Here is a 24,588-nt window from a genome sequence, read left to right on the forward strand (position 1 = left end):
GGCGGGTCACTCGGCGAAAGCGTCGAGGAAGGCGTCGCGGGCGTCGGAAGAGGTGTGCTGCGGCCAAATCGCCTGCACCGGCACGTGCGCGGCGGGCTGCACCTCGACCACCCGGACCTGCCCGTCCGCGGCCGATCCCAGCGGTGCGGTGACGAACGCGACGTGGTCGGTGCCGAGCACGGCGGTCACCGGCGGCGTGCCCTGGATCGGGTTTCGATGCATCCGGGGTTCGAAACCGGCCCGCCTGCAGTGCTCGATCAGCAGATCCGTGTACGCGGACTGCCCGGGACGGCCCCACACCACGATCTGTTCCGCGTCTAGCTCGGACAGCTCGACCCGCTCGCGCCCGGCGAAGCGGTGCCCCGCGTCCACGGCAAGGTGCAGCCGCTGCTGGATGAGAGTGGTGCGCGTGAGCCCGTGCGCCGGAATCATCGCCCGGCACAGTCCCAGATCGAGCTCGCCCGCGAGCAAGTTGCCGGTCAACTCCTCCGGATAGCGCTGGTTGACCTGCGTGCCCAACTCGGGTCTGGCGTCGTGCGCCCTGCGCAGCAGGGCGGTGATCTCGTCGCCGGTGACGGCCGGGGTGTGCCCGATGCGCAGCAGTTCGGTCTCGCCGCGGCCGATGCGCCGGGCGCGCTGCAGCGCCGAACGCGCCACGCCGCGCAGCACCCGCGCGTCGTCGAGCAACGCCTGTCCGGCGGGCAGCACCGTGACTCCGCCGTGGTTCCGGCTCAGCAGATCGACCCCGACTTCGCGTTCCAGGGCGCGGATCGAGGTGGACAGCGCCTGCTGGGAGATGTGCAGCTTCGCGGCGGCGCGGGTGAAACCGCCTTCCTCCGCGACCGCAACGAGATGTTCCAGCTTGTGCAGGTCCACCGGTGCTTCCCCCTTTCGCCGCGCCGGACCATCATCCCGGCCGCGAAACGCGGGGCGGCGGGTGGCTCCCCGAACATCCGCCGCCCCGCTCGCGAGCTCACCGAGTGGTGTAGCCGCCGTTGGGGAACAGCGTCTGGCCGGTGAACCACCAGCCCTCGGTGGCCAGGAACTCGATGATCGGGGCGATGTCCTCGATCTGGGTGAGCTGGTTGCCGAGCCCCTGCGACTTGTGGAACTCGACCCGCTCCGGCGTTTCCTGCGGGTAGAAGAACGGGGTGTCCATCGGCCCGGGAGCCACGGTGTTCACCGAGATGCCCCGGTCGGCGAACTCCTTGGCGGCCGCGCGGGTGAAGTGCTCCAGCGGAGCCTTCCCGCCCGCGTAGGTGGAGTAGCCGTCGGTGAACGCCGCCAGCAGCGAAGTCCCCAGGCTGATGATCTTGCCGTTGTCGTTGATCCGGCGCCCGGCTTCCTGGATGAAGAAGTACGCCGCCTTGGCGTTGATGCCGAACATCCGGTCGTACTCTTCTTCGCTGGTCTCCAGGATCGGCTTGCGCAGCACCATCCCGGTCGTGTTCACCGCGACGTCGACGCCGCCGAAGGCGTCCACCGCGGTGTCGAACAACCGCCGCACCTCGCTGACCCGAGTCAGGTCACCCTGCACGGCGACCGCGTCGGTCCCGGCGTTCTTGACCGCCTGCACGGTCTTTTCCGCGTCGTCGGCGGAGGATTCGCTGTGGTAGTGCACGACGATCCGCGCGCCCGCGGCGGCCAGCGTGGTCGCCACCAGGCTGCCGAGGTTCTTGGCGCCGCCGCCGATCAGCGCTACTTTGCCTTGCAGATCCCGCTCGGCCATAGCCGCTCCCTTCAGGCGTCAATGCTGATCAGAGCCGCTTTTCCGACTCCGCGAGCGACCTTATGCGGGCGCCGCGGGCACTGGGAAACAGCAGTTCCGGGTGAGTCCACAAAAGACTTGGATACCCGGCGACCAAGCTCGGTACCGGACGCCATCGCAGCGGTGCTGCTAGTTCCGTCCGCTGTGGTCGGTCCCGGTGCCGGCGCGTGCACCCGCGGCGTCCGATCAGGCGCAGAGCATCTCAGCCGAGCACGACCCGGTCGACCGACTCCCGGGAGAACAGCTCGTCGGCGATCATGCAGCCGGTGCCGGCGATGCCGGCGTCCCCGCCCAGCGGCCCGCGCACGATCCGCAGGTCGCGCGTGGCCAGCGGGGTGGCGCACTGGTGGACGACCTCGCGGACGCCGGCCAGCAGGTGCTCCTCGGCCTCGGCCAGCGCGCCGCCGATCGCGACGACCGACGGGTTCAGCAGGTTCACCGCGTCGGCGACGGCTTGCCCCAGCACCCGGCCCGCGGTCCGGATCGCCTGCCGCGCTTCGAGGTCGCCGGTGCGGGCCAGCGCGGCGACGTCCTCCGCGGTGTGCACGTCCTTGCCGAGTTCGCGCAGGTCGCGCACCAGCGCCCAGCCGCCCGCGTAAGCCTCGACGCAACCTCGGTTCCCGCACCGGCACGGCGCCGAACCGGGCTCGCGCGCCGGGGTGTGCCCGAGGTCGCCTGCCGAGCCCTGCGCACCGCGGTGCACCGCACCCCCGAGCACCAGGCCGGAGCCGATGCCGGTGCTCGCCTTGATCATCAGCAGGTGCGGTTCGCCGGGCCAGCTCAGGCGGTGCTCGCCGAGCGCCATGCAGTTCACGTCGTTGTCCACGGTGACAGGGCAGTCGTACTCGGGGGCGAAGAACCGCGACACCTGGTAGCCGTCCCAGCCGGTCATGATCGGCGGGGACACCACGCGCCCCGCCGCGAACTCGACCGGCCCGGGCACCCCGATGCCGATGCCCCGCACCGCGTCGCCGCCGTGGCCGAGTTCGCCCAGCATCTCCCGGAACTGCTCCGCGACCGTCCCGAGCACCGGCTCCGGTCCTTCGCCCACGTCCCGCTGCGCCGTGCGCGTGGCCAGCGGCGCTGCTGCGAGGTCGGTGATCGCGGTGTGCAGCCTCCGCCCGCCGATCGCGGCGGCGAGCAGCACACCGCCGTAGCGGTTGAGCCGGAACATCCCGGCCGGGCGCCCGCCCGTGGACTCCTCGGCGGTGACCTCCCGGATGTAGCCGGCGCGCACCAGCGCGTCGAGCCGTTGCGCCACGGTCGAGCGGGAAAGGCCGGTGCGGCGCATGAGCTGCGCGCGGGTGCTGGCCGCGTCGGTGCGGATCAGGTGCAGGATCGCGCCGGGCCCGGAAGCGGCGGCGCGATCGATGGTGCGCGGCATCCGGCCTCCTTCCGCTGCTGACCCGGTTGTCCGGCAGCCGGAGCTTAACGCACCGAACGCGCTTCTTTTGCTTGAATATCAGTCATAAGTCGTTTAGGTTCTGCCTCGACCGGGACCGGCCGCGACCCGGGACCGCCGACCGCAGGAGGCGAACGTGACCGAACCACCCCGCAACCCGCTCGGCGTTCATGCGCTGGTGTGGGCGGGCGGCACCGATCCCGAGTCGCTGCTCGGCGCGATCCGCTCCACCGCGCGCGCCCGCTACGACCTGCTGGAAATCTCCTTGCACGACACCGAATCCCTCGATGTCGTGCGCACCAGGCAGGCCGCCGAGCAGACCGGGCTGGCGCTGGTGTGCTCCCGCGGGCTGGCGTTCGACGCGGACATCTCCTCGCCGGACCCGGAGGTCTCCGCGCGCGGCGAGCGGCTGCTGACCGATTCCGTGCGCATCGCGGGCGATCTCGGCGCGGAGTACTTCGCCGGTGCCCTCTACAGCGCGCTCGGCAAGTACGACCGGCCGCTGGATCCGCGCGGGCGCGAGCACGCCGTGGCCGGGCTCGGCAGGGTCGCCGGAGTCGCCGCGGACGCCGGGATCACGCTCGGGCTCGAAGTGGTCAACCGCTACGAGAGCAACGTGGTCAACACCGCCGAGCAGGGCCTCGCGCTGCTCGACGAGGTGGGTGCGGACAACCTCAAGCTGCACCTGGACACCTACCACATGAACATCGAAGAGGACGATCTGTCGCGGCCGGTGCGACGGGCCGGGGACCGCCTCGGGTACGTGCACATCGGGGAGAACCACCGCGGCTACCTCGGCTCCGGGCATCTGGACTTCACCGCGTTCTTCCACGCGCTGGCCGACATCGGCTACACCGGGCCGATCACGTTCGAAAGCTTCTCCTCCGCGGTGGTGGCGCCGGGCCTGTCGCACGACCTGGCGATCTGGCGGAACCTGTGGTCCGACAGCGCGGACCTGGCCGAGCACGCGCGCGAGTTCATGGCCAACAAGCTGCGCGCGGCGGGTCTGCGATGAGCGCGGGGGAGCAGGCCGCGCTGCAGCGCGCGGTGGAACTGGCCGGTGCGGGCGAGCGGCGGATCGTGGGCGTGGCCGGTCCGCCCGGCGCCGGCAAGTCGACGCTGGCGCAGCGGGTCGTCGCCGAGCTCGGGCCGGTCGCCGCCTACCTGCCGATGGACGGGTTCCACCTGTCCAACACCGAGCTGGAGCGGCTCGGCAGCCGCGAGCGCAAAGGCGCGATCGACACCTTCGACGGCGCGGGTTTCGTCTCGCTGCTGCGGCGGGTCCGCACCGAACCGGGCACCGTCTACGCGCCGACGTTCGACCGCTCCCTCGAAGAGCCCATCGCGGGCAGCATCCCGATCCCGGACTCCGCGCAGCTGGTCGTCGTCGAAGGCAACTACTTGCTGGTCGACAGCTCCCCGTGGTCGGAGATTCCCGCACTGTGCGACGAGGTCTGGTATGCGGAGATGGATGAGGAGACGCGGCTGAACGGCCTCATCGCCCGGCACGTGCTGTTCGGCATGGCCCCGGACGAAGCCGAGGAATGGGCCATGGCCGTCGATCAGCGCAACGCCGAACTCGTCCAGGAAGGCAAGCACCGGGCGGATCTGGTGGTGCAGGTGGAGATCGCGCCGCAGCCGGAGCGGCGGTGAGCACCGCAGCGTTATCCGCCGCGGCGGCCGGGACGCTGCAGCTCAATGCCCTCGACTGGGGCATCCTGATCTTCTACTTCGGCATCGTCGTGGTGATCGGCGTGCTGGCGCGGCGCGCGGTGCGCACCAGCTCGGACTTCTTCCTGTCCGGGCGGTCGCTGCCCGCGTGGATCACCGGGCTGGCGTTCGTCTCGGCGAACCTCGGCGCGCTGGAGATCCTCGGCAACGCGGCCAACGGCGCCGAGTACGGCGTCGCGGCGGTGCACTTCTACTGGCTCGGCGCGATCCCGGCGATGGTGGTGCTCGGCGTCGTGCTGATGCCGTTCTACTACGACACCGGCGTGCACAGCGTCCCGGAATACCTGCGCAGGCGGTTCAACCGGCCGACGCACCTGCTCAACGCGGTGATCTTCGCGATCGCCCAGGTGCTGATCGCCGGGGTGAACCTGTTCGCGCTGGCACTGGTGATCCGCAGCCTGCTCGGCTGGCAGCTGTGGATCTCGATCGTGGTGTCCGCGGCGTTCGTGCTCACCTACATCACCCTCGGCGGGCTGTTCAGCGCGATCTACACCGAGGTGCTGCAGTTCTTCATCATCTTGGCGGGGCTGCTGCCGATCGTGGTCATCGGGCTGCACCAGGTCGGCGGGTTCGACGGGCTCTACGACCGGATCGCCGACCCGGCGCTGTTCCGCACCTGGGAAGGCACCGGGGTCGGCTCGTGGACCAACCCGCTCGGCGATTGGGTCGGGCTGGCGATGGGGGAGGGCTTCGTGCTCTCGTTCGGCTATTGGGCCACGAACTTCGCGGAGGTGCAGCGGACGCTGTCGGCCAAGGACCTCTCCGCGGCCCGGCGCACTCCGATCATCGGCGCCTTCCCGAAGATGTTCTTCCCGCTGCTGACGGTCGTGCCCGGCATGATCGCGCTGGTGCTGGTGCCGAAGCTGGGCGAACCCGGCGGCCCGTCCTACAACGACGCCATCCCGGAGCTGATGGGGCGGCTGCTGCCGAACGGGGTGCTCGGCGTCGCGCTGACCGGGCTGCTCGCGGCGTTCATGGCGGGCATGGCCGCGAACGTGAGCGGGTTCAACGCGGTGTTCACCTATGACCTGTGGAAGCCGTACGTGGTGCGCGGGCGCGACGACGGTTACTACCTCAAGGTCGGGCGGATCGTCACGGTCATCGGCATCGCGGTGAGCGTGGGCACCGCGTTCATCGCCGCCGGTTACAGCAACATCCAGGACTACATCCAGCTGCTTTTCTCGTACTTCAACTCGCCGCTGTTCGCGACGTTCATCATCGGGTTGTTCTGGAAGCGAACCACTCCGTGGGCGGCGTTCTGGGGCATCGTGACCGGCACGGCGGCCGCGGCCGGGATGCACTGGACGGCTTACTCCATCCCGTACTTCTACCCGGGCGGGGTGCTGGATCCGAGCGGCGAGACCATCAACGCGCAGATGGTCAACTTCTACAGCGCCATCGCGGCGTTCGTGGTCGACGCTGCGGTGATGGTGCTGGTCTCGCTGGTCACCCGGCCGAAACCGGACAGCGAGCTGACCGGTCTGGTGTGGGCGTTGCGGGACCGGCGGCCGCGGGAGCGCGCGGTGTGGTGGCAGTCCCCGGCCGTGCTGGCCTCGCTGGCGCTGGGGCTGGTCGTGCTGATGTCGGTCGGCCTGGTGCTCGTCTACTGAAGCGGAGGTGTGCGATGCCGAAGCGGCGGATCTTCGACCTGCGGGTGCTGATCGGCGCGGTGTTCGTGATCTACGGCATCGCGCTCGGCGTGGCCGGGTTGTTCGACGGTCCGGCGGATCTGGCGAAGTCGGGCGGCTTGCCGATCAACCTGTGGACCGGCGCGGGAATGCTCGCGCTGGGCGTTTTCTTCTTGCTGTGGGCCAGGTTCGGCCGCGGCGAGGGGCGCCCGGAGGACACCTCAGCGCAGTGATGCTCACAACCGCAGGTGCATCACGTGCAGGCCGACGTAACCCCGCGCGGGATCGTGGAACGCTTCCGGCACCGTCCCGATGATCTCGAATCCGAGGGACTCGTAGAGCCGGATCGCACCGGTGTTGGTCTCGGTGACCGCGTTGAACTGCATCGCCCGGAACCCGGCCGCCCGCGCCCAATCCAGGCTCTCCTCGCACAGCCGCCGCCCCACGCCGCGTCCGGCGTGGTCCGGGTCGACCATGTAGCTGGCGTTGGCCACGTGCGAGCCGGGGCCGTGCCGGTTCGGCTGCATGTGCGCGCTGCCCAGGATCGTGCCGCCGTCGGCGACGGCGACGGTCGCGCGGTCCGGGGCCGGGCTCAGCCAGGCCCGCCGGGCTTCGGCGCTGCTCATGTCGGGCGGGTAGGTGTAGGTCTCGGCCGCGGCGACGATGCGGTGGAAGAACGGCCAGATCAGCGGCCAGTCCTCGGCTGTTGCTTCCCGGATGAACATGTGCCGATCCTCGCACCGCCGGAATCACGATCCACTCCTGCGCTGGCAACGGCGGTTCGCCGCGCTGTTTCCAGTGAGTACCGAAAGTGACGACATCGTTACACTCCGGAGCAAGTGTTCTTGATCGGGGCTGGATGCTGCTCTTCGCGGCAAGCCTTCGGCCGGCTGGTCCGATGAGTTTTGCCACCGGCATCGGTCCACCCCCTGCGTAGGCACTTGTTCGACAGGGAGCGACGATGAATCTGCCCGAGATCGTTTCGCCGGAGCAGTGGCGCGCGGCGCGCGTGCGGCTGCTGGCGCAGGAGAAGGCCGCGACGAAGGCGCGCGACGCGCTCAACGCCGACCGCAGGCGGTTGCCGATGGTGCGGGTCGAGTCCGATTACCGGTTCCACGGCCCGGACGGTGAGCTGCGATTGCCCGACCTGTTCGACGGCCGCCGCCAGCTCGTCGTGTACCACTTCATGTTCGACCCGGAGTGGGACACCGGTTGCCCGAGCTGTTCGGCGTTCGTGGACCAGCTCGGCGACCTCACGCACCTGCGCGCCCGGGACACCAACCTCGTCGCGGTCTCCCGCGCGCCCTGGGAGAAGATCGAACCGTTCCAGCGCCGGATGGGCTGGACGGTGCCCTGGTACTCGTCGAACGGCACGCGGTTCAACCACGACTTCCACGTGACGCACGACGAGTCGGTGCGGCCGATCGAGTACAACTACCGCAGCAAGCAGGAACTCGACGAGGCCGGCGTCGGCTACTACCTCGGCGACTCGCAGCCGTTCGAGCTGCCCGGCCTGAGCGTGTTCCTGCGCGACGGGGACGCGGTGTTCCACACCTACTCGACCTACGCACGCGGCATGGACGGGCTCGGCAGCACCACGAGCCTGCTGGACCTGACCCCGCTCGGACGCCAGGAGGAGTGGGAGGAACCGAAGGGCCGCGCCACCGAATACGGCGCCCCGGCGGGCAGCGATCGAGTCCTTTACCACGACGAGTACTGACCCGGTGACCGTGCGCGCGACGCGGGTCAAGGTCTTTCGCGTCCTTGTCCCGCGCGAACTAGCCGGTCCTGGCCGTATGTGCGCAGCTGCGCGGAAAGCACCGCGGGCACAGCGGAAGTGGCCACTGTGGGGACGCCGGCGGCACGCAAACGGCCCCGCACTCGGCCAATCCGAGCCGCCGGCTTCGACCGACCGGGACGCGCCGGGCGTTCGCTTCGGTGACGTGGTGCAGCCGGTCGCCGGTGAACACGCCTCGCCAGCTGCGCGCCGGATCGATCGTTGACTGCACGGCGCCTCCAGGGGGCGGAGGAGACGTGCGGCCGGTGACCTTGTCGGGGAGGAGGAATTCGGCCACCGGCCGCACGCCAGCGATGGGAGGATCGCTAAGTAGAAGTTATAAGCGGCAATGCCGTCTGAACAATCGCTCTATAGGGGGATCTTGATCGGCGCCGGGACGCGGCAGACTGTGCCTCGACGGCAAGGAGGACGCCGGGACATCAAGGAGAACGTTGTGACGAACCCAGGCCCGGTCATCCGCCGCCTCGAACTCGGCTTGGAACTGCGGAGAATTCGCGAAGCCGCCGGTGTGGACGTGAAGGAGATCGCCGAGCTGCTGCGCTGGGATGTCTCGAAGGTTTCGAAGCTGGAGAACGGCGCCCGCACGTTGTCGGCCGCGGAGCTGGACAAGATCATCGATCGATGCGGTGTCGGGGACGACCGAACCGAGCGCATCCATCAACTCGCTCAGGAAGCGCGCAAACGTGGCAAATACGGGCGAGTGCAGGACTGGGCGCGGTCGTATGTCGGCATGGAGGCCGAGGCGAGCGAGTTGCTGATCCACTACGGCGACATGATCCCGGGGATCTTGCAGACCAAGGCTTACGCGCAGGCGTTGCTGGCGCAGGCGATCTCGGTCCGGGCCGAGGACGTGGATCTGATCGCGGAGAGCAGGGTGGCACGGCGGTTGCGGCTCACAGGGCCGAATCCACCGGAACTTTCGGTGATTCTGGGTGAGCCTGCGATCCGGGGTGTCGTCGGTGGGGGCGACGTGATGCGGGAGCAGCTCGAGGTGCTCCTTGACTTAGCGGCAATGCGACATGTGACGCTGCAAGTACTTCCGCTGTCGAACTGGGGTCACCTGGCGCTCGGATCGCCTTTCACGATCTTGAGCCTTGCCGAGCCGGTCAAGACGATCCTCTATCTGGAAGGGCTGACCAACGCCGACTATCTTGCTGGTCCGCAGCACCTCAAGTCCTATACGGTTGCCTTCAACCGGTTGCGGGTTGCGGCGCTCAACGAATCGGCTTCCGCCGACCTCATCCGGGATGCACTCGCGAAACTCCCGTAGTGATCGAAGAAGGTGGCAGCCATGACCGCCCACGTAGGTCCGGACGCGATCTGGCGGAAGTCCGCCCACAGCAACGCGAACGGCGGTGCGTGCGTCGAGGTCGCCGTGGGTGTCCGCCGTGCCGCCGTCCGTGATTCGAAGCAGGGGGTCGCAGGGCCGGTGCTGGCGTTCGGCGCGGCATCCTTCGGTTCGTTCCTCAGCGCTGTCAAAGCCGGGAAGCTGGATCGCTGACGATCGCCCGCGCGGCCGGTCGCAACCGGCCTGTCACTCTCGGCACAGCAGCCGGGTGGTTTCTTGACAAGACCTGATCCGCCTTGAAAGCTTGTCGCGCAGTCCATTGCGACGGTGCGCAGGAAGCCCGGTGCGAATCCGGCGCGGTCCCGCCACTGTGAATGGGGAGTTCCGTCCACTCGGGCCACTGCCGGTGCTCGGTGGGAAGGCCGGGCGGAGCGTCGATCCATGAGTCAGGAGACTGGCGCCGTCGCAGCAGATTCGACGGGGTCGCGGAGCCCCGGAGGAGGTTTCCCGTGCGCCCGAGCGCCGTTCCCGCACCTGGTACGTCTGCCGCCGTTCGACCGGCGTGAGCGCCGTGATCGGCCGCAGGCGGCTGCTCGCCGCGGCCGCGGGCGCGTTCGCCGCGGTGCCGCTGGTTTCCTGCACCGGTTCGGGCGGGTCCGCGGGCCGGTTGCGCGTGGCGTTCCCCGCGGGCGGCACCACCGAATCCCTCGACCCGCACACCGGTTCGCTGTTCGTGGACCAGGCCAGGGCGAAAGCGCTGTTCGACACGCTGGTCGGCTACGCCGACGACATGAGCGTGGTCCCGCGGCTGGCCGAGTCGTGGGCACCGGACGCGACCGGAACCCGCTGGCGGATCCGGTTGCGCCCGGCGAAGTTCCACGATGGACGGCCGGTCACCGCCGATGACGTCCTCTACACCTACCGTCGCATCGCCGACCGCAGCACCGGCGCGCAGGCTCGCTCGCACTTCGCCGACGTCGATTTCGCCGCCAGCAAGGCGTTATCGGCGACCGAGCTGGAACTCGTGCTGGGCGGCCCGAACTTCGAGTTCCCCGCGGCGTGGGGCGCGCCGAGCACCGAGATCGTGCCCGCGGGGACCACTGACTTCAGGCAACCCGTCGGTTCCGGGCCGTTCCGGTTCGTGTCCTTCCAGCCGGGCGGCCCGGCTGTGTTCGCCCGCAACGAGCAGCACTGGTCCGGCCCGCCGGTGCCCGCCGAGCTGGAATTCGTGCCGGTGGAGGAGGAAAGCGCGCGGGTGACCGCGCTGCTTTCCGGGCAGGTGCACTACGCGCACGACGTGAGCGCCAACTCGGTTCGGCTGCTGGAGCAGGACGGGCGCGCGCGGGTCTTCTCCGAGCCGCACGGCACGATGCAGGCCGTTCTGCTCAAAGTGGACCGTCCGCCGTTCGCGGATCCACGGCTGGTGCAGGCGGTCCGTGCCGGGGTGGATCGGCGTGCGCTGGTGGACATCGCGTTGAGCGGGAAGGGCCGCGTCGGCAACGACCTGTTCGGCCTGGGGCTGCGCTACTACCCGCGTGATCTGCCGGAACCGGTGCGGGACGTGCAACTGGCGCGCTCGCTGGTGCGGCAGGCCGGGGCCGAGGGGCTGAGCTGGGAATTGCGCACCAGCACGGCCGATCCGTACTTCGAGTCCGCGGCGAGCTTGATCGGCCAGCAGCTCGGCGAGATCGGCATGACGGTCACGCCGCGGATGATGCCTTCGGAGACCTACTACTCGGACATCAAGAAGCAGGGCGTCGCCGCGCACAGCCGGACGGCCGCGCTTCCGCTGCCGACCTTCCTCGGTCAGCGCATGATCTCCACCGCAGGCAACAACAACTACACCGGCTACCGCAATCCCGAGTTCGACTCGCTCTACTACCGCGCACTGTCCACTGCGGACGAAAAGCGGCGCGCCGAGCTGCTCGCTTCGGCGCAGCGCCTCGCCCGGGAGCAGAGCGGGATGCTGGTGTGGGGCTTCAGCGGTTGGAACGTCGCGACCGCGGACGGCGTCACCGGTGTCCGGGCAGCGCCGCCGAACTCCCTGGACTGGGCGCGTTTCGACCGGGTGAGCCCGGGTTGAGCGCGCTCGCCGCACCCGGCAGGGGAGCGGTGCTGCTCGCAACCCGGCTGGGCATCGCGCTGGGCCAGATCGCGATCGTCGCGGTCGCCGTTTTCGCGCTGACCGCACTGCTTCCCGGCGACACCGCGGTGGTGTTGCTGGGCGAGCAGGCCGATTCCGGGCAGGTCGCCGCGCTGCGGGAACGGCTCGGTCTGGACGAGCCGCTCGGGCAGCGATTCCTTAGCTGGGCAGCCGGAATCCTGCACGGTGACCTCGGAACGTCGTTGCGCACCGGCATTCCGGTGGCGACCGAGCTCGGCCAGCGGGCGGCCACCACGCTGGTCCTTGCATTGCTGACGCTGGCCGTCGTGCTGCCGCTGGCACTGTCCGCCGGCGTCCTCAGTGGACTTCGTGCCGGCTCGAAGTTCGACCGGGCGGTGAACTTCGCGGTGGTGCTGCTGAACTCGGTGCCGGAGTTCGCCGTTGCGCTGCTGCTGGTGGGCGTGCTCTCGGTGCAAGCAGGCCTGTTGCCCGCCACCGCGGTCGGGTTGTCCGGCTGGTCGTTGCTGAGCGATCCCGCCGTGCTGGTGCTGCCGGTCGCCGTGCTGGTCGGCAAGCAGCTGTGCGCGCTGTCGCGGCAGGTCCGCACCGGCGTCGTCGCCGCCGACGGATCCGAGTTCGCCACGCACGTGCGCCGCGCCGGGCTCTCCGAAAGCGCCGTCGTGCTGCGGCACGTGCTGCCGAACGCGGTCGGACCGGTGCTGCAGCAACTCGCGCGCACGGTGGACGGTCTGCTCGGCGGAGTCGTGGTGATCGAGGCGCTGTTCGCGCTGCCCGGCCTCGGATCGGGCTTCGTCGAGGCGGTCAAGGCCCGCGATCTTCCTGCGGTGCAAGGATATGCGCTGGTGTTCGCGGCCGTGACGATCGGTGTCAACCTCGTCACCGACCTCGCCGCCCGCCACTTCCGGGCGGAGACGCGATGAGGCCGGTGGCGAAAGCGGTGGGTTGGACGCTGGTGATCGTGCCGGTGCTGGCCGCGTTCTTCGGGCCGCTGCTGGTCGGCCCGGTGCGTTCCGAAAGCGCACCGCTGCTGCCGCCGGATGCGAGCCATCTGCTCGGCACCGACGTGCTGGGCCGCGACGTGCTCTCGCTCGCGTTGACCGGCGGCGGTTCGGTGCTGGCGCTGGCCGGAACCGCACTCGCACTGTCCTATGTGGTCGGAGTGCCGCTCGCGCTGGGCGCGGTCGGCCAGCCGCACCGCTGGATCGACCGCGCACTCACCCGCTCACTGGACCTGGTGCTGGCCATGCCGGGATTGCTGGTGCTGATGGTGCTGGCCGCGACCGGGCGGCGCACCGCGGCCGCGCTGATCATCGCCGTCGCGGTGCTGCAACTGCCCGCGGTGGTCCGGCTGGTGCGCGGCGCAGCGCTCACCGCGGGCCGCCGCGGCGCGGTGGAAGCGATGCGGATGCAGGGCGAATCCTGGTGGCGCATCCACTTCGGCTACATCGGACGCAGCGCGCTCGCACCGATAGCCGTCGATGCGGGCAGCCGACTGAGCCTGGTGCTGTACCTGATCGCCTCGGCGAACTTCCTCGGACTCGGCCTGGACCCGGGCACCACGGACTGGGCGGTGCTGGTGGAGCGCAACCGCGAAGCCCTGTTCCTGCAACCGTGCGCGGTGCTGGTCCCAGCCGGCCTCCTGGTCGCCCTGTGCACCGGCACCAACCTCGTGGTCGACCAGCACATCGCGACCAGCCGCTCGACCCACCACCGCCGGACACGAAGACTCGCTCGGCATGGCGAGACCGTCCGCGCCGACTCGATGTAGTGCACGTGTCCGCGCCCGCACGTTGCGGAGTCGGACGCGAACGCGCGGTGGAACCGGACGAATTTCCGTGACCGAACACGGCCGATCGTGACCGCTGACACGGTGCGCAGGGCCGTTGCTCAGGTAGCTTGCTGGCCATGTCCGACGACGCGCCCGCCACCCCCGCCGAAGCCTACGACCTGCTGGTGCAGGGCAACCGCCGTTTCGTGGAAGCTTCCCCGCAGCACCCGAACCAGGACGCCGAGCTGCGCACCTCGCTGGCCTCCGGGCAGCGGCCGTTCGCGGTGCTGTTCGGCTGCTCCGACTCGCGGCTCGCCGCCGAGATCATCTTCGATCGAGGGCTGGGCGATCTGTTCGTGGTGCGCACGGCCGGGCACGTCGCCGGTGCCGAATCGCTGGGCAGCATCGAGTACGGGGTGAACGTGCTCGGCGCGCCGCTGGTGGTGGTGCTCGGGCACGACTCCTGCGGAGCCGTCACCGCCGCTTCGAACGCCTACACCGATGGCAACTCGCCGACCGGGTTCGTTCGCGACGTGGTCGAGCGGGTGTACCCGAGCGTGCTCAGCGCACGGGCGGCCGGGACCACCGAGGTCGACGAGATCGTGGACGAGCACATCCGCCAGACCGTCGACTTCCTCCCGGAACGCTCGGTGGCGCTGGCCGAGCGGGTGCGCGAGGGCAAGTGCGCGATCGTCGGCCTGTCCTACAAGCTCAGCGAAGGCACCGTCCGGCTCGTCGCCTCCCGCGGCCCGATCGGTGAACAAGCGGGCTGAGCGTGCACGGCCCCGGTGCGCCCATCCGACGGCCGCTATCCGCGTCCGCTCGGGTTGAGTCCGCTTCCCGGTAGCAGCTTCGCGAAGCACCAGAAACAGTTCTCCGTCGAACGCGGGCGGCGTCCGGTGAACTCCAAGTCAGCCGTCGCCGAGCTCGCCGGAGCCGCTCACTCCGGTTCGTCGCGGAACCTGGCGGCCAGTTCGCCGCGGGAGCCGATGCCGAGCTTCCCGTAGATGCGGGTCAGGTGGTACTGCACCGTCTTCACCGACACGTAAAGCTCGACCGCGGCCTGCTTGTTGGTCATTCCCGCCGCGACCAGCCGCGCGACCGCGGTCTCCTGCGCGGTGAGTCCGGTGAGGTCGACCGCGCGGCGCGCGTGCATCCCGCCTGCCTTCAGCTCCCGCTCGCAGCGCTCGACGTATGCCCGCGCGCCCAGCTCGCGGTAGGCGTCGCGCGCCTGCGACAGCACGACGTCCGCCTCCCGCCGCTTCCCGGCGCGGCGCAGCGTCTGGCCGTAGGGGAACAGCACCCGAGCCCGCTCGTACGGCAGCGGCAGCGAGCCCAGGTTCTCCAACGCGGTGTCGAACGCACGCCGGGCCGCATCCAGGTCGCCGCGGGCTCCTTCGATCCGCCCGCGCACGTAGCCGAGGCGGGCCAGCGTCGAGTGGTGGCCGCGTTCGGCGGCGAGTTCTTCTTGCGGGCGCAGGAAATCCTCCGCCTCGTCGGCCCGGTTGGTCACGATCAGCGCGTTGGCGTACACGTCGTGCCACGGCCAGAAGCCGGGTTCGTCGATGCCGCGCAAGTCCACCAGCGGGCGCAGGTTGCGCAGCACCGACTCGTAGTCCGCGCGGGCCTCCGCGCATTGCGCCTGCGCCAGCGCCGCCGGAATGATCATCACTTCGTAGGTGTGCGCCCCGGTGGCCGAGTGCCGCAGGTGCTCGTAGGCCGCGTCCCAGTCGCCGCGCAGCGCGTTGACCTGCGCGCCCGTCCAGTGCACCAGCGGGCGCACCAGTTCGAGGCCCGCGTCCTCGAGGTGTGCCGCTGCCGCGTTGACGGTGCGCAGTGCCTCGTCCCAGTCGCCGAGCACGAAATCCGCGCGGGCCAGCCACGCCTGCGCCCACAGCGAGATGCGGGTCGATCCCTGCTGGTATTCGGTCGGCACCGCGCCTTGCAGCGCGCGCCGCGCGGCCAGCGGATCGTCTTGGGCGAGCTTGAGCCAGCCCTGCCCCATCTGCACCCGCTGGGCCTGCGCGCCCGCGCGGACCCGGCTCGACGCGCTTTCGTACGCGGACAACGCCTGCGGAATCCGGCCGGTCGCGGCGAGTCCGAGTCCGAGGATCGCCTCGGACTCCACCACCGCCGGATCGTCCCGAGTGGTCAGCCGAACCGCCCGGCGGCTCCAGCGCACCAGTTCCACGCCGTCCCAGTGCCCGAGCGCGTGCAGCACCCGGCGCTGGCAGACCAGTGCGGCGATGTGCGGATCGTCGTCCGGGTCGCAGCGCTGCCACGCGCTGGTCAGCAGCGCCTCCGCCTCGGCGGGGCGGCCTTGCATAATGCCGAGGTAGGCCAGCACCGCATCGCGCAGCGCGCTCGGCGCGAACCCCTCCATGGCCGGGGTCAACGCCTGCGCCCGCGGAATGTCGCCCGCACCGGCCAGCGCGTCGACCGCGCGCACCAGGCGTCGCTCGCGGTCGGCGGGCTCGGGGCTGAGCCGCCCGGCGTCGATCAGCGCGTCACCGGCCGCCGACCACGCGCCGCGATCCGCCTGCCGGTCGGCGAACGAGTCCAGCTCGGCGGCCAGCCCGGCGTCCGGGAACGGGGTGAGCGCGACCCGGTGCGCGAACAGCTCCTGCTCGTCGTCGACCACCCGGGTCGCCGCGCGGTGCGCTTCCTGCCGCCGCAGCGGTGTGAGTCCGGAGTAGACGCACGCGCGCACCAGCTCGGAGGAGAACCGCAACGTGCGCAGTCCGCTACCTTCCGCGGGCAGCAGCACACCCGCTCGCGTGGCCTCGTCCAGCGCCGCGATCGGTTGCCGCACACCGGAAAGCTCCGCCGCGCGCGCGAACGGCACGCTCACACCGAGCACCGCGGCCGCCTCGACCAACGTCCGCGTCGGCTCCGCCCAATCCCGCATGGTGCGCGCGATCCCGCTGATCAGAGCGCGTGGCGCGGGCAGGTTCGACGGCCAGCCGCGCCAAGTCTCCGGCGGCAGTTCACGCAGGAGTGCGCGGATGTGGCCGGGATTTCCGCCGGTGTGCGCGGAAAGCCGCCGAGCCGTGGCGGGAGCGAGATCGACTCCGGCGTCGCGCAGCGCGAACTCGCGCACGTCCGAGGCGCTCATCGGGCCTATGTGGACGATGGATTGCCGTTGGTGCGCGAGGAAATCCCGTACTTGTGGCGAACTGTCCTGATCCTCGTCGGCGACCAGCAGGGTCAGCACCTGCTCACCGCTCATCCGCCGCTCCGCCGAGGCCAGCGCGCGCAGCGACTCCGGATCGGCCCAATGCGCGTCATCGACCAGCACGATCAGCGGCTGCCGCTGCGCCCAGGTCGACAGCAGCCGGGTGCCTTCCTCGGCGGGGTCGCCGCCCGGCCGGTGCCCGGTGCCGCGCAGCAGGATCTCCAGCACGCCGAACGCCCGCGACTGCTCCCACTGGACACCGGAGGCCCGCAGCACCTGCACGTCTTCTTGATCGCGCAAGAAGTGCTCGACGACGGTGGTCTTGCCGGTGCCGGGCGGCCCGAGGACCAAGGTCAGCGACGGCTCGCCGGACCGCGCCTCGGCGAGCAGGCGGGCCAGCGCGCCGAGCTCCGCCCGGCGCCCGACGACGTCGTACTGCTCACCTGTCATCGCCTCACCATAAGCATCACCGCCGGGGTGCTGCGGCCGCCGCTGTCCACGCCGCTCGGCGAGTGCTTCTCCGTGGCGAAGAACAGCCCGAGCCGCGGCTCCGGCAGGAACAGCGGAACTTGTCGGCCGAGCTACGCGCCCAGTCGAAGACGTGGGCCGAGGTGGCGGCGGTGTTCGCCGAGCGCTATCACGTCAACATGCGCGCGGCGTTCCGCCTGGCGCACGGGTGGAGTCAGCGCGAAGCGGCCGACGTCTGGAACGAGCGTTGGCCCGCCGACCCCAAGACGTTCAAGAACTTCTCCTACTGGGAGCAGTGGCCGGCCGAAACCGGGCACGCCCCTTCCCTGGAGGTGCTGGGCAAGCTCGCCGAGCTCTACACCTGCCAGCTGTCCGACCTCGTCAGCGACGCCGCCGACTTCCGCTCGGCCGACACCGCTCACCAGCAGAACGAACAGCTCGCCGCCTTGCACAGCGCCGACGACACGGACGCCGCATTTCGCGACTTCGCGGCCCGGCTTGACCAGATCGATGTCCACGAGCTCGCTCGGATGACGGTGGCCCGGGCTCAGAAGGTCGAGCATTGCGCCAGCCGCCGGGCGTTGCTGCTCAAGATCAGCGCCGCACTGTCGATGGCCGCCATGGCGCCCTCACTGGCTCCCGAGGCCGATGCAGAGCCAATGCCTATGACCTCCACCGTCGAGGGCGAGCTCTCCGGAATCTGGCACAGCCGGTACCGATATACGAGCACCGGCAGGGGGAAGACCTTCGACGGCGAGCACTACGTCCCACTGCGCCACGCCGGTGACCGGCTCGTCGGCGAGAGCCTGCCCGTCGAGAACGGTTCACGACTCCGACTCGACTTGGTGCCGAACGGCTCCGTGGTCACCGGCACATGGTCCGAGCGAACCTCGCCGACCGGCTATTACAGGGGCTCCGTCTACCACGGAGCACTCCAGCTCGTTCTCGACCCCATGGGCAAGACCATGCGTGGCAAATGGATCGGATTCGATCGGGAATTCACTGTAGACAGTGATGTCTGGGAGCTGAACTGGATGTGCGAGGACACCGGAAAGACCGCACAACGCGCCTACCACTTCAGGGCCTAGGCATCCGCGAGCCGTGACCGTGACGGACTGGGATTGCGCTCCTGAACCCGTTCACGGCCGGCAGGAACCGCGGCCACCGGACCAAGCGTCGGCGGCCGACGCGCTATACGTCCGTTGTGGACAGATGGTCGCCGGATTTGCCGTTCGTTGCGGGGTTTTGCGGTTCGCGTCGGGTGAGTACCAAGGGGGTGTCCGCGGTGACGGCGACCGTGTGTTCCGAGTGGGCCGTGCGGGAGCCGTCGGCCGAGCGGATGGTCCAGCCGTCGGGGTCGTAGACGATCCGGTCGGTGGTGCGGGCGAACCAGGGCTCGAGCGCGAGCGTCAGTCCCGGCTGGAGCTTCGGGCCGCGGCCCGGCCGCCCCTTGTTGGGGATGTGCAGGTCCTCGTGCATGGTGCGGCCGATGCCGTGACCGCCGAACTCGGTGTTGACCGGGTAGCCGTGGTCGCGGGCCACCGCCCAGATCGCCGCCGAGATGTCGCCGAGCCGGTTTTCCGGGCGCGCGGCATCGATCGCCGCTTCCAACGCCTCTTCGGTGGCGCGGATGAGCCGCAGGTCTTCCGCGGCCGCGGTGCCGACGACGACCGTGCGAGCCGAGTCGGCCGCCCAGCCGTCGACGCGCAGAGCGAGGTCCGCTTTGAGCACGTCACCATCGCGCAGCGCGTAGTCGTGCGGCAGGCCGTGCAGCACGGCGTCGTTGACCGACAGGCAGATGACGTTGCGGAACGGCCCCTTGCCGAAAGACGGGGCGTAGTCCCAGTAGCACGACTCCGCGCCGCGCCGTTCGATCATGCCGCGGACGTGGTGCTCCAGGTCCATGAGGTTGACGCCCACGTCGGCGAGCCTGCCGACCTCGGAGAGCACCTCGGCGACGAAGCGCCCGGCCACGTGCATGTTCTCGATCTCCGCAGGCGTCTTCAGCTCGATCACGGATACCTCGCGTCCTGGTCGGTATAGTTATACCGGAACCTAACACTTGCCGGTAAAGTAATACCAGCCGTATCCTGACCGCATGGTCCGCCACCCGCTCACACCGGAGCAGATCGAAGCAGGCAGGCGCCTCGGCGCCCTGCTTCGCCGCGCGCGAGCAGAACGCGACCCGGCCGAGGTCGCGCAGGCGGCGGGCATCTCGCCGGAAACCCTGCGCAAGATCGAGACCGGGCGGCTGCCGTCTCCCGGATTCGGCACGATCATCTGCCTCGGTGCAGCGCTCGACCTGCCGGTGCAGGAGTTGGCGGCCACTTGGCGCGGCAGCGACCTGCCGGTGGGAGCCGGGTAGCCGGCTGTCGTCGCGCCGAACCTCGGCTGCGATCGCCCGCGTCACCGCCGCGGGGCCGATGCGGTCCTGCCGAGCTTACAGCTCTCGAACGGGCCGCCTCCCCGAAACGGCGCGACCGGACCGGCCGTGCGGTTTTCGCCGCCTTGGCGGGAAAACACCGCTGCGACCCGCCGCACCGCCTCATCCCAAGTCACCACCGGCGACCGGCAGCACCGTGCCGGTCAGGTAGGACGCCTCGTCGGAAGCCAGGAACAGCACCGCGGCGGCCTGCTCGTCGAGCGTGCCGTAGCGCTTCAGCAGCGAAGAATCCACGGTCTGGTCCACGACCTGCTGGTACCAGCCCTGTTCCCGAGCGCCGTCCGGGCCGGGTCCGCGCGGCACCTTGCGCGGCGGTGCCTCGGTGCCGCCAGGAGCGGTGGCCACGACCCGGATGCCGTGCTGAGCGGTCTCCATCGCCAGCGAAGCCGTGATCGCGTTGATCCCGCCCTTCGCCGCCGAGTAGGGCACCCGGTGCACACCGCGGGTGGCGACCGAGGAGACGTTCACGATCTGCCGGAACCCTGCTCGATCAGCTGCGGCAGCACCGCCCGGCAGGTCCACAGCGTCGGCAGGAGCGAACGCCGGATCTCGGCTTCGATCTGATCGGGCTCGTAGTGCTCGTACGGCTTGGCCCAGATCGTGCCGCCCACGTTGTTGATCAGCAGGTCGATCCGCCCGTGCAGCTCGACCGCCTTCGCCGCGGCGGCCTCGGCCCCGGCGAACGTCTCCAGATCGGCCACCACGCCGTCCGCGCGCCTGCCGTCCGCGCGCAGCTTCTCGGCGCTTTCGTGCACCAGCTCCGAGCGGTCGACCAGCACCACCGCGGCGCCCTCGGCCGCCATCCGCTGCGCCACGGTCCAGCCGATGCCCTGCACGGCACCCGTGATCACCGCGGCCTTCTCGCCGAACCTGCCGTGGAATGCCGTCATCATGCCGCTCCCGCCGGGTTGAACTTCTCGTAGTGGAAGTGCGCCGGGGTGACGCCGCGCCCGGCGAGGTCCGAACGCACCGCCTCCACCATCGGCGGCGGCCCGCACAGGTAGACGTCCACGTCGCCGTCGGCGAGGTGCTCCGGGCCGACGAACTTGGTGACGTAGCCCTTGTTCGGGTGCTCGCTGGACTCCTCGGCCACGCAGGTCTCGAAGGTGAACTGCGGCAGCGCCTCGGCGTAGTCCTGCAACCGCTGCACCTCCACCAGGTCCTGGTCGGCGGTCACGCCGTAGACCAGGTGCACCGGATGTTCCAGGCCGGTCTCGCGCAGCTTCTCCAACATCGCCAGCAGCGGCGCCAGACCGGTCCCGCCGGCCAGCAGCAGCGCTCTGCGGTTGATCTCCCGCAGGAAGAACCCGCCCATCGGGCCGGTGAACTCGACGCGGTCGCCCGCGCGCGCCCGCGTCTTCAGGTATTCCGACATCGCGCCGCCCTCGGTGTAGCGGACGAGGAACGAGACCTGCTTGTCGTCCGGTCCGTTCGAGAACGAGTACGACCGCGAGCAGTCCGCGCCCGGCACGGCGACGTTGACGTACTGGCCCGGCAGGAACGACAGCGCATCCCGGTCGTCGAGCTCCAAGGTGAAACCGATCGTGCTGTCCGAGTGCAGCACCACGTCGGTGACGGTGGCCTGGTGCGTGGCCGCGCCGGTCTTCGCCGCCTCCGAGGTGCCGGCGATCTGCACGATCATGTCGCTGCGCGGCATCGCCTGGCACGCCAGCAGGTAACCCCGCTCGGCTTCCTCGTCGGTGAGGGCGTCCTCGATGTAGTCGCCGCCGTCGTAGTCACCCGACTCGCAGAACGACTTGCACGTCCCGCACGCACCGTCGCGGCAATCCAGCGGGATGTTGATCCGCGCCTTGTACGAGGCGTCCGCGACGGTCTCGTGCGGCGCGCAAGTCACGAAGCGGGTGATCCCGTCCTCGAAGCTCAACGCGACCTGATGATTCATGGCAGCCTCCTGCCGGAGATCAAATGTGGTAGATGTCGACCACGTGGTGGATGTAGTCGTTCTTCAGGACCACTTTCTTCCTGGTGATCAGCGGTTCTTCCCCGGACATGTCCAAGGTGTAGAACGACGTGCCGAAATAGGTGTCGACGTTCTGGTACCGGTAGTACAAGGTGAACCAGTTGAACCGGATGTCCACCTCGTCGCCGCGGTCCTCCACCACTTCGACGTTGTTGATGTTGTGCCCGGTGCGCGGTTCCGGAATGCTGGTGGCGGCCGACCGGTCGGTGCGGATCCGGAAAACCCGGTCCTCCAGTCCGCCGCGGTTCGAGTAGTAGATCAGCGAGATCTCGGTCTGCGGATCCGTGGTGAGCGTGTCGTCGACGTCCCAGGCGGGCATCCAGAATTCGACGTCGGGGTGGTAGCACTCCAGCCACTTCTCGAATTCCCGGTCGTCGAGGTAGCGGGCCTCGCGGTACAGGAAGGCCTGGATTCGTTCCAGCTTGCTGGTCTGTTCGGCGATCGCGGTCATCTCTGCGGCCTCCCTCACTCGGCCCGGTCCACGGGCGACTTGCCGGCCATGCCGCGTTGCAGCGCGGTCTGCCAATAGCCGTGCTGCACCCGGTAGAGCCCCTCGTCTTCCGTGCGCACACCGCTGACCAGCGGTTTGATGCCGAGCTTGGCCGCGTCCTCGTCGGCGCCTTCGAGTTCGTGCGTGGCGCCGCGGCTCATGTCGTTCCACGGGGCATTGGTGGCCAGGTAGGTCTTCTGGCAGGAGCGGAACTCCTCCAGGTCGTCCGGGGTGGCCATGCCGGAGGCGTTGAAGAAGTCCTCGTACTGGCGGATCCGGTTCGCCCGCGCATCGGCGCTTTCGCCCTTCGGTGCGATGCAGTAGATCGTCACCTCGGTCTTGTCCACCGAAATGGGCCGGAAGTGGCGGATCTGCGAGCCGAACTGGTCCATCAGGTAGACGTTCGGGTACAGGCAGAGGTTCCGCGAATAGCCGATCATCCAATCGGCCTTGGCCTGGCCGAATTCGGCCACCAGCTCGTCGCGGCGCTCGTTGAGCGACCGGTTCGACGGATCGGCCCACTCGGTCCACAGCAGCAGGTGGCCGTGCTCGAAGGAGTAGAAGCCGCCCTTCTGCTTCGACCACGTGCCCGCGTCCATGTTCTTGGTCTCGTTCGCCGACTCGCCGTTGGTGCGCCGGGCGGTGGTGGCCGCGTAGTTCCAGTGCGTCGCCGACACGTGGTAGCCGTCCGCGCCGTTCTCGGCCTGCACCTTCCAATTCCCGTCGTAGGTGTAGCTGGACGCGCCGCGCAGCACCTCCAGGCCCTCCGGGGACTGGTCCACGATCATGTCGATGATCTTGGTGGCTTCGCCGAGGTGCTCGGTCAGCTCCAGCACGTCCGGGTTCAGGCTGCCGAACAGGAAACCGCGGTAGTTGCCGAACCGCGCCACCTTGGTCAGGTCGTGCGAGCCGTCGGTGTTGAACTGCTCCGGGTAGCCGGCGTCGCGCGGGTCCTTGACCTTGAGCAGCTTGCCGTCGTTGCGGTAGGTCCAGCCGTGGAACGGGCAGGTCAGCGTGGTGCGGTTGTCCGTCTTGCGGCGGCAGAGCATCGCGCCGCGATGGCTGCACGCGTTGATCAGGCAGTTCAGTTCGCCCTGCTTGTCCCGGGTGATCACCACCGGCTGGCGGCCGATGTAGGTGGTGAAGTAGTCGCCCGGATTCGGGATCTGGCTCTCGTGCGCCAGGTAGATCCAGTTTCCTTCGAAGAGGTATTTCATCTCCATTTCGAAGATCTCTTCGTCGGTGAAGATGCTGCGGCGGGCGCGGTGCAGGCCGTTTTCCGGATCTTCGACCAGTGCGTCGTCCAGAACGGCTCGGGCATGTTCGGAAACTGCGGACATGATTCCTCCACTCTGAGGTTCGTGTTCGCCGGTGGCGGTCACTGTTGCACCGCGTGGCCTGCGTCACCCCAGGTGTTTTCCCAGGGTTGACCTAGGTGTCCTTCCATATGCGGTGCATATCGAACAACCTGGATTAAGTATTTGTCCGGCCCCAATGCGCCGACCTACGCTGGTTCGGCATGTGAACGGGGCCACAGCGGAGCGGAGGTGATCGCCGGTGGAGATCCGCCTCCTGCGCTATTTCGTCGCGGTGGCCGAGACCCGGCACTTCGGCCAGGCGGCGCAGCGGCTGCACATGGCGCAACCGCCGCTCTCGCAGGCGATCCGGCAGCTCGAGGCCGACCTCGGCGCTGAGCTGTTCGCCCGCACCACCCGGCGGGTCGATCTGACCGAGGCCGGGCAGGCGCTCTACACCGATGCGCTGCGAATCCTGCGCTCGCTGGACGATTCGGCGCGGCGGGTGCGGCGCATCGCGGGCGGCAGCCACGGGCTGCTGCGGGTGGGGCTGACCGGTTCGGCGGCCTACCGGCAGCTGCCGAAGCTGGCCGGGCTGATCAAGCGGGAACTGCCCGGAGTGGCGCTGGAGATCCACTCCGAGATGCTCACTCCCGCGCAGGAGGCTGCGCTGCTGGACACCAGCATCGACATCGGCCTGCTGCGCCCGCCCACCCGCGAGGACGGCATCAGCCACCGCACCGTTGCCACCGACCGGCTGGTGGCCGCGCTGCCGCAGGAGCACTGGCTGGCCGGCGAGTCCGTAGTGGGAGTCGGCGACCTGCGCGCCGAGCACTTCGTCATGTACTCGGGTTCCTCGGTGGTCAACGACGCGGTGGTGCGCAGCTGCCTGGCTGCCGGGTTCTATCCGCACCGCGAGCACGAGGTCGGCGAGACCTCGATCCTGCTGGCGCTGGTCGCCGCCGGGCTCGGCGTCGCGCTCGTGCCGGAGTCGGTGCGCTCGATCGCGCTGGAAGGCGTCGCGTTCGTGCCGGTGGGTGAGCCGGAGTCGGTGCGCATGGCGCTGGCCTGGCGCACCGGCGACGAGTCCCCGCTGCTGCGCAACCTGCTGTCCGTGCTCGACGAGCACGCCGTGTTCGACCAGCATTCCGTGTTCGACTCATGAGTGACTGTCTTGGAACCTGTGTGGGCCTGGTGTTCTGCATTTCTCAAGCGGCGTCAGCCGCTT

Annotated in this window: 23 protein-coding genes, 1 pseudogene and 1 riboswitch; of the genes and pseudogenes, 14 read left to right on the forward strand and 10 right to left on the reverse strand. The window is 69.6% G+C overall.

From position 1 onward, the window contains the following. Nucleotides 1-6 precede the first annotated feature (6 nt). The 3 genes from INP57_RS22110 to INP57_RS22120 all read right to left on the reverse strand — a co-directional run bounded on the left by INP57_RS22110 (nt 7) and on the right by INP57_RS22120 (nt 3,152). Nucleotides 7-876 (reverse strand): LysR family transcriptional regulator, encoded by an 870-nt coding sequence (locus tag INP57_RS22110; protein ID WP_200072226.1) that lies wholly within the window; start codon nt 874-876, stop codon nt 7-9. A 97-nt stretch (nt 877-973) separates the two neighbouring features. Next, complete coding sequence (locus tag INP57_RS22115) at nt 974-1,729, reverse strand: SDR family oxidoreductase (protein WP_200072227.1); 756 nt, start codon at nt 1,727-1,729, stop codon at nt 974-976. A 241-nt stretch (nt 1,730-1,970) separates the two neighbouring features. Further along, nucleotides 1,971-3,152 carry an ROK family transcriptional regulator gene (locus INP57_RS22120; RefSeq protein ID WP_200072228.1) on the reverse strand — a complete coding sequence of 394 codons (1,182 nt, stop codon included), beginning with the start codon at nt 3,150-3,152 and terminating at the stop codon, nt 1,971-1,973. Between the two features lie 154 nt (nt 3,153-3,306). Between INP57_RS22120 and INP57_RS22125 the strand changes: the two genes are divergently transcribed. The 4 genes from INP57_RS22125 to INP57_RS22140 are packed head-to-tail and all read left to right on the forward strand — an operon-like array spanning nt 3,307 to nt 6,762. After that, nucleotides 3,307-4,185, forward strand: coding sequence for a sugar phosphate isomerase/epimerase family protein (locus INP57_RS22125; protein WP_200072229.1), 879 nt, complete (start codon nt 3,307-3,309; stop codon nt 4,183-4,185). Continuing rightward, the gene (locus INP57_RS22130; protein ID WP_200072230.1) at nt 4,182-4,823 is read left to right on the forward strand and encodes a nucleoside/nucleotide kinase family protein; all 642 of its coding nucleotides are present in this window, start codon (nt 4,182-4,184) and stop codon (nt 4,821-4,823) included. The genes INP57_RS22125 and INP57_RS22130 overlap by 4 nt, the downstream gene beginning before the upstream one ends. Then, nucleotides 4,820-6,511: a sodium:solute symporter family protein gene (locus INP57_RS22135; RefSeq protein ID WP_307850211.1), complete on the forward strand. Its 1,692-nt coding sequence runs from the start codon at nt 4,820-4,822 to the stop codon at nt 6,509-6,511. The genes INP57_RS22130 and INP57_RS22135 overlap by 4 nt, the downstream gene beginning before the upstream one ends. 14 nt (nt 6,512-6,525) lie before the next feature. Then, nucleotides 6,526-6,762: a hypothetical protein gene (locus INP57_RS22140; RefSeq protein ID WP_200072232.1), complete on the forward strand. Its 237-nt coding sequence runs from the start codon at nt 6,526-6,528 to the stop codon at nt 6,760-6,762. Nucleotides 6,763-6,765: 3 nt separating this feature from the next. Here the strand turns inward: INP57_RS22140 and INP57_RS22145 are convergent, their stop codons facing one another. Further along, nucleotides 6,766-7,254 carry a GNAT family N-acetyltransferase gene (locus INP57_RS22145; RefSeq protein WP_200072233.1) on the reverse strand — a complete coding sequence of 163 codons (489 nt, stop codon included), beginning with the start codon at nt 7,252-7,254 and terminating at the stop codon, nt 6,766-6,768. Between the two features lie 236 nt (nt 7,255-7,490). Here INP57_RS22145 and INP57_RS22150 point away from each other — a divergent pair, with 236 nt between their 5' ends. The 7 genes from INP57_RS22150 to INP57_RS22180 all read left to right on the forward strand — a co-directional run bounded on the left by INP57_RS22150 (nt 7,491) and on the right by INP57_RS22180 (nt 14,281). Then, nucleotides 7,491-8,249: a DUF899 domain-containing protein gene (locus tag INP57_RS22150; protein ID WP_200072234.1), complete on the forward strand. Its 759-nt coding sequence runs from the start codon at nt 7,491-7,493 to the stop codon at nt 8,247-8,249. Nucleotides 8,250-8,760: 511 nt separating this feature from the next. After that, nucleotides 8,761-9,597 carry a helix-turn-helix domain-containing protein gene (locus tag INP57_RS22155; RefSeq protein WP_200072235.1) on the forward strand — a complete coding sequence of 279 codons (837 nt, stop codon included), beginning with the start codon at nt 8,761-8,763 and terminating at the stop codon, nt 9,595-9,597. A 21-nt stretch (nt 9,598-9,618) separates the two neighbouring features. Beyond that, nucleotides 9,619-9,828, forward strand: coding sequence for a DUF397 domain-containing protein (locus INP57_RS22160; RefSeq protein WP_200072236.1), 210 nt, complete (start codon nt 9,619-9,621; stop codon nt 9,826-9,828). A 95-nt stretch (nt 9,829-9,923) separates the two neighbouring features. Continuing rightward, a riboswitch (cobalamin riboswitch) is annotated at nt 9,924-10,094 on the forward strand. Nucleotides 10,095-10,177: 83 nt separating this feature from the next. Next, complete coding sequence (locus INP57_RS22165; protein WP_307850212.1) at nt 10,178-11,698, forward strand: ABC transporter substrate-binding protein; 1,521 nt, start codon at nt 10,178-10,180, stop codon at nt 11,696-11,698. After that, nucleotides 11,695-12,660: an ABC transporter permease gene (locus INP57_RS22170; RefSeq protein WP_233628060.1), complete on the forward strand. Its 966-nt coding sequence runs from the start codon at nt 11,695-11,697 to the stop codon at nt 12,658-12,660. The genes INP57_RS22165 and INP57_RS22170 overlap by 4 nt, the downstream gene beginning before the upstream one ends. Further along, complete coding sequence (locus tag INP57_RS22175; protein ID WP_200072237.1) at nt 12,657-13,508, forward strand: ABC transporter permease; 852 nt, start codon at nt 12,657-12,659, stop codon at nt 13,506-13,508. The genes INP57_RS22170 and INP57_RS22175 overlap by 4 nt, the downstream gene beginning before the upstream one ends. A 137-nt stretch (nt 13,509-13,645) precedes the next feature. Continuing rightward, complete coding sequence (locus INP57_RS22180; protein ID WP_200072238.1) at nt 13,646-14,281, forward strand: carbonic anhydrase; 636 nt, start codon at nt 13,646-13,648, stop codon at nt 14,279-14,281. Between the two features lie 167 nt (nt 14,282-14,448). Here INP57_RS22180 and INP57_RS22185 read toward each other — a convergent pair whose 3' ends face one another. After that, nucleotides 14,449-17,133, reverse strand: a complete 2,685-nt coding sequence (locus INP57_RS22185) for a helix-turn-helix transcriptional regulator (RefSeq protein WP_200072239.1) — start codon at nt 17,131-17,133, stop codon at nt 14,449-14,451. Nucleotides 17,134-17,252: 119 nt separating this feature from the next. Between INP57_RS22185 and INP57_RS22190 the strand changes: the two genes are divergently transcribed. Further along, a complete protein-coding gene (locus INP57_RS22190; protein WP_200072240.1) occupies nt 17,253-18,239 on the forward strand; it encodes a helix-turn-helix domain-containing protein in 987 nt (328 codons plus the stop codon). 103 nt (nt 18,240-18,342) lie between these two features. Here INP57_RS22190 and map read toward each other — a convergent pair whose 3' ends face one another. Beyond that, nucleotides 18,343-19,167, reverse strand: a complete 825-nt coding sequence (gene map, locus INP57_RS22195) for a type I methionyl aminopeptidase (protein ID WP_200072241.1) — start codon at nt 19,165-19,167, stop codon at nt 18,343-18,345. An 82-nt stretch (nt 19,168-19,249) separates the two neighbouring features. Between map and INP57_RS22200 the strand changes: the two genes are divergently transcribed. Next, nucleotides 19,250-19,516 carry a helix-turn-helix transcriptional regulator gene (locus INP57_RS22200; RefSeq protein ID WP_200072242.1) on the forward strand — a complete coding sequence of 89 codons (267 nt, stop codon included), beginning with the start codon at nt 19,250-19,252 and terminating at the stop codon, nt 19,514-19,516. 180 nt (nt 19,517-19,696) lie between these two features. Here INP57_RS22200 and INP57_RS30565 read toward each other — a convergent pair. From INP57_RS30565 to benA, 4 genes and pseudogenes are all read right to left on the reverse strand, one after another. Next, nucleotides 19,697-20,487, reverse strand: a pseudogene (locus INP57_RS30565) (1,6-dihydroxycyclohexa-2,4-diene-1-carboxylate dehydrogenase). After that, nucleotides 20,484-21,497, reverse strand: coding sequence for a benzoate 1,2-dioxygenase electron transfer component BenC (gene benC / locus INP57_RS29760; RefSeq protein ID WP_233628061.1), 1,014 nt, complete (start codon nt 21,495-21,497; stop codon nt 20,484-20,486). The pseudogene INP57_RS30565 and the gene benC overlap by 4 nt, the downstream one beginning before the upstream one ends. Before the next feature lie 19 nt (nt 21,498-21,516). After that, nucleotides 21,517-22,026, reverse strand: a complete 510-nt coding sequence (benB, locus tag INP57_RS22210; RefSeq protein WP_200072243.1) for a benzoate 1,2-dioxygenase small subunit — start codon at nt 22,024-22,026, stop codon at nt 21,517-21,519. 14 nt (nt 22,027-22,040) lie between these two features. Further along, a complete protein-coding gene (gene benA, locus INP57_RS22215; RefSeq protein ID WP_200072244.1) occupies nt 22,041-23,405 on the reverse strand; it encodes a benzoate 1,2-dioxygenase large subunit in 1,365 nt (454 codons plus the stop codon). A 217-nt stretch (nt 23,406-23,622) separates the two neighbouring features. Between benA and INP57_RS22220 the strand changes: the two genes are divergently transcribed. Further along, the gene (locus INP57_RS22220; protein ID WP_200072245.1) at nt 23,623-24,525 is read left to right on the forward strand and encodes a LysR substrate-binding domain-containing protein; all 903 of its coding nucleotides are present in this window, start codon (nt 23,623-23,625) and stop codon (nt 24,523-24,525) included. Nucleotides 24,526-24,588: the final 63 nt, after the last annotated feature.

Origin of the sequence: Saccharopolyspora galaxeae, from assembly GCF_016526145.1 — a bacterium.
In the GTDB taxonomy this organism is placed as follows: domain Bacteria; phylum Actinomycetota; class Actinomycetes; order Mycobacteriales; family Pseudonocardiaceae; genus Saccharopolyspora_C; species Saccharopolyspora_C galaxeae.

What these genes read in the sequence shown, in the direction of transcription:
- INP57_RS22115 (WP_200072227.1), bottom strand. Translation starts at nt 1,729, where the DNA reads ATGGCCGAGCGGGATCTGCAAGGCAAAGTAGCGCTGATCGGCGGCGGC.
- INP57_RS22120 (WP_200072228.1), bottom strand. Translation starts at nt 3,152, where the DNA reads ATGCCGCGCACCATCGATCGCGCCGCCGCTTCCGGGCCCGGCGCGATC.
- INP57_RS22130 (WP_200072230.1), top strand. Translation starts at nt 4,182, where the DNA reads ATGAGCGCGGGGGAGCAGGCCGCGCTGCAGCGCGCGGTGGAACTGGCC.
- INP57_RS22140 (WP_200072232.1), top strand. Translation starts at nt 6,526, where the DNA reads ATGCCGAAGCGGCGGATCTTCGACCTGCGGGTGCTGATCGGCGCGGTG.
- INP57_RS22145 (WP_200072233.1), bottom strand. Translation starts at nt 7,254, where the DNA reads ATGTTCATCCGGGAAGCAACAGCCGAGGACTGGCCGCTGATCTGGCCG.
- INP57_RS22150 (WP_200072234.1), top strand. Translation starts at nt 7,491, where the DNA reads ATGAATCTGCCCGAGATCGTTTCGCCGGAGCAGTGGCGCGCGGCGCGC.
- INP57_RS22160 (WP_200072236.1), top strand. Translation starts at nt 9,619, where the DNA reads ATGACCGCCCACGTAGGTCCGGACGCGATCTGGCGGAAGTCCGCCCAC.
- INP57_RS22175 (WP_200072237.1), top strand. Translation starts at nt 12,657, where the DNA reads ATGAGGCCGGTGGCGAAAGCGGTGGGTTGGACGCTGGTGATCGTGCCG.
- INP57_RS22180 (WP_200072238.1), top strand. Translation starts at nt 13,646, where the DNA reads ATGTCCGACGACGCGCCCGCCACCCCCGCCGAAGCCTACGACCTGCTG.
- INP57_RS22185 (WP_200072239.1), bottom strand. Translation starts at nt 17,133, where the DNA reads ATGACAGGTGAGCAGTACGACGTCGTCGGGCGCCGGGCGGAGCTCGGC.
- INP57_RS22200 (WP_200072242.1), top strand. Translation starts at nt 19,250, where the DNA reads ATGGTCCGCCACCCGCTCACACCGGAGCAGATCGAAGCAGGCAGGCGC.
- benC (WP_233628061.1), bottom strand. Translation starts at nt 21,497, where the DNA reads ATGAATCATCAGGTCGCGTTGAGCTTCGAGGACGGGATCACCCGCTTC.
- benB (WP_200072243.1), bottom strand. Translation starts at nt 22,026, where the DNA reads ATGACCGCGATCGCCGAACAGACCAGCAAGCTGGAACGAATCCAGGCC.
- benA (WP_200072244.1), bottom strand. Translation starts at nt 23,405, where the DNA reads ATGTCCGCAGTTTCCGAACATGCCCGAGCCGTTCTGGACGACGCACTG.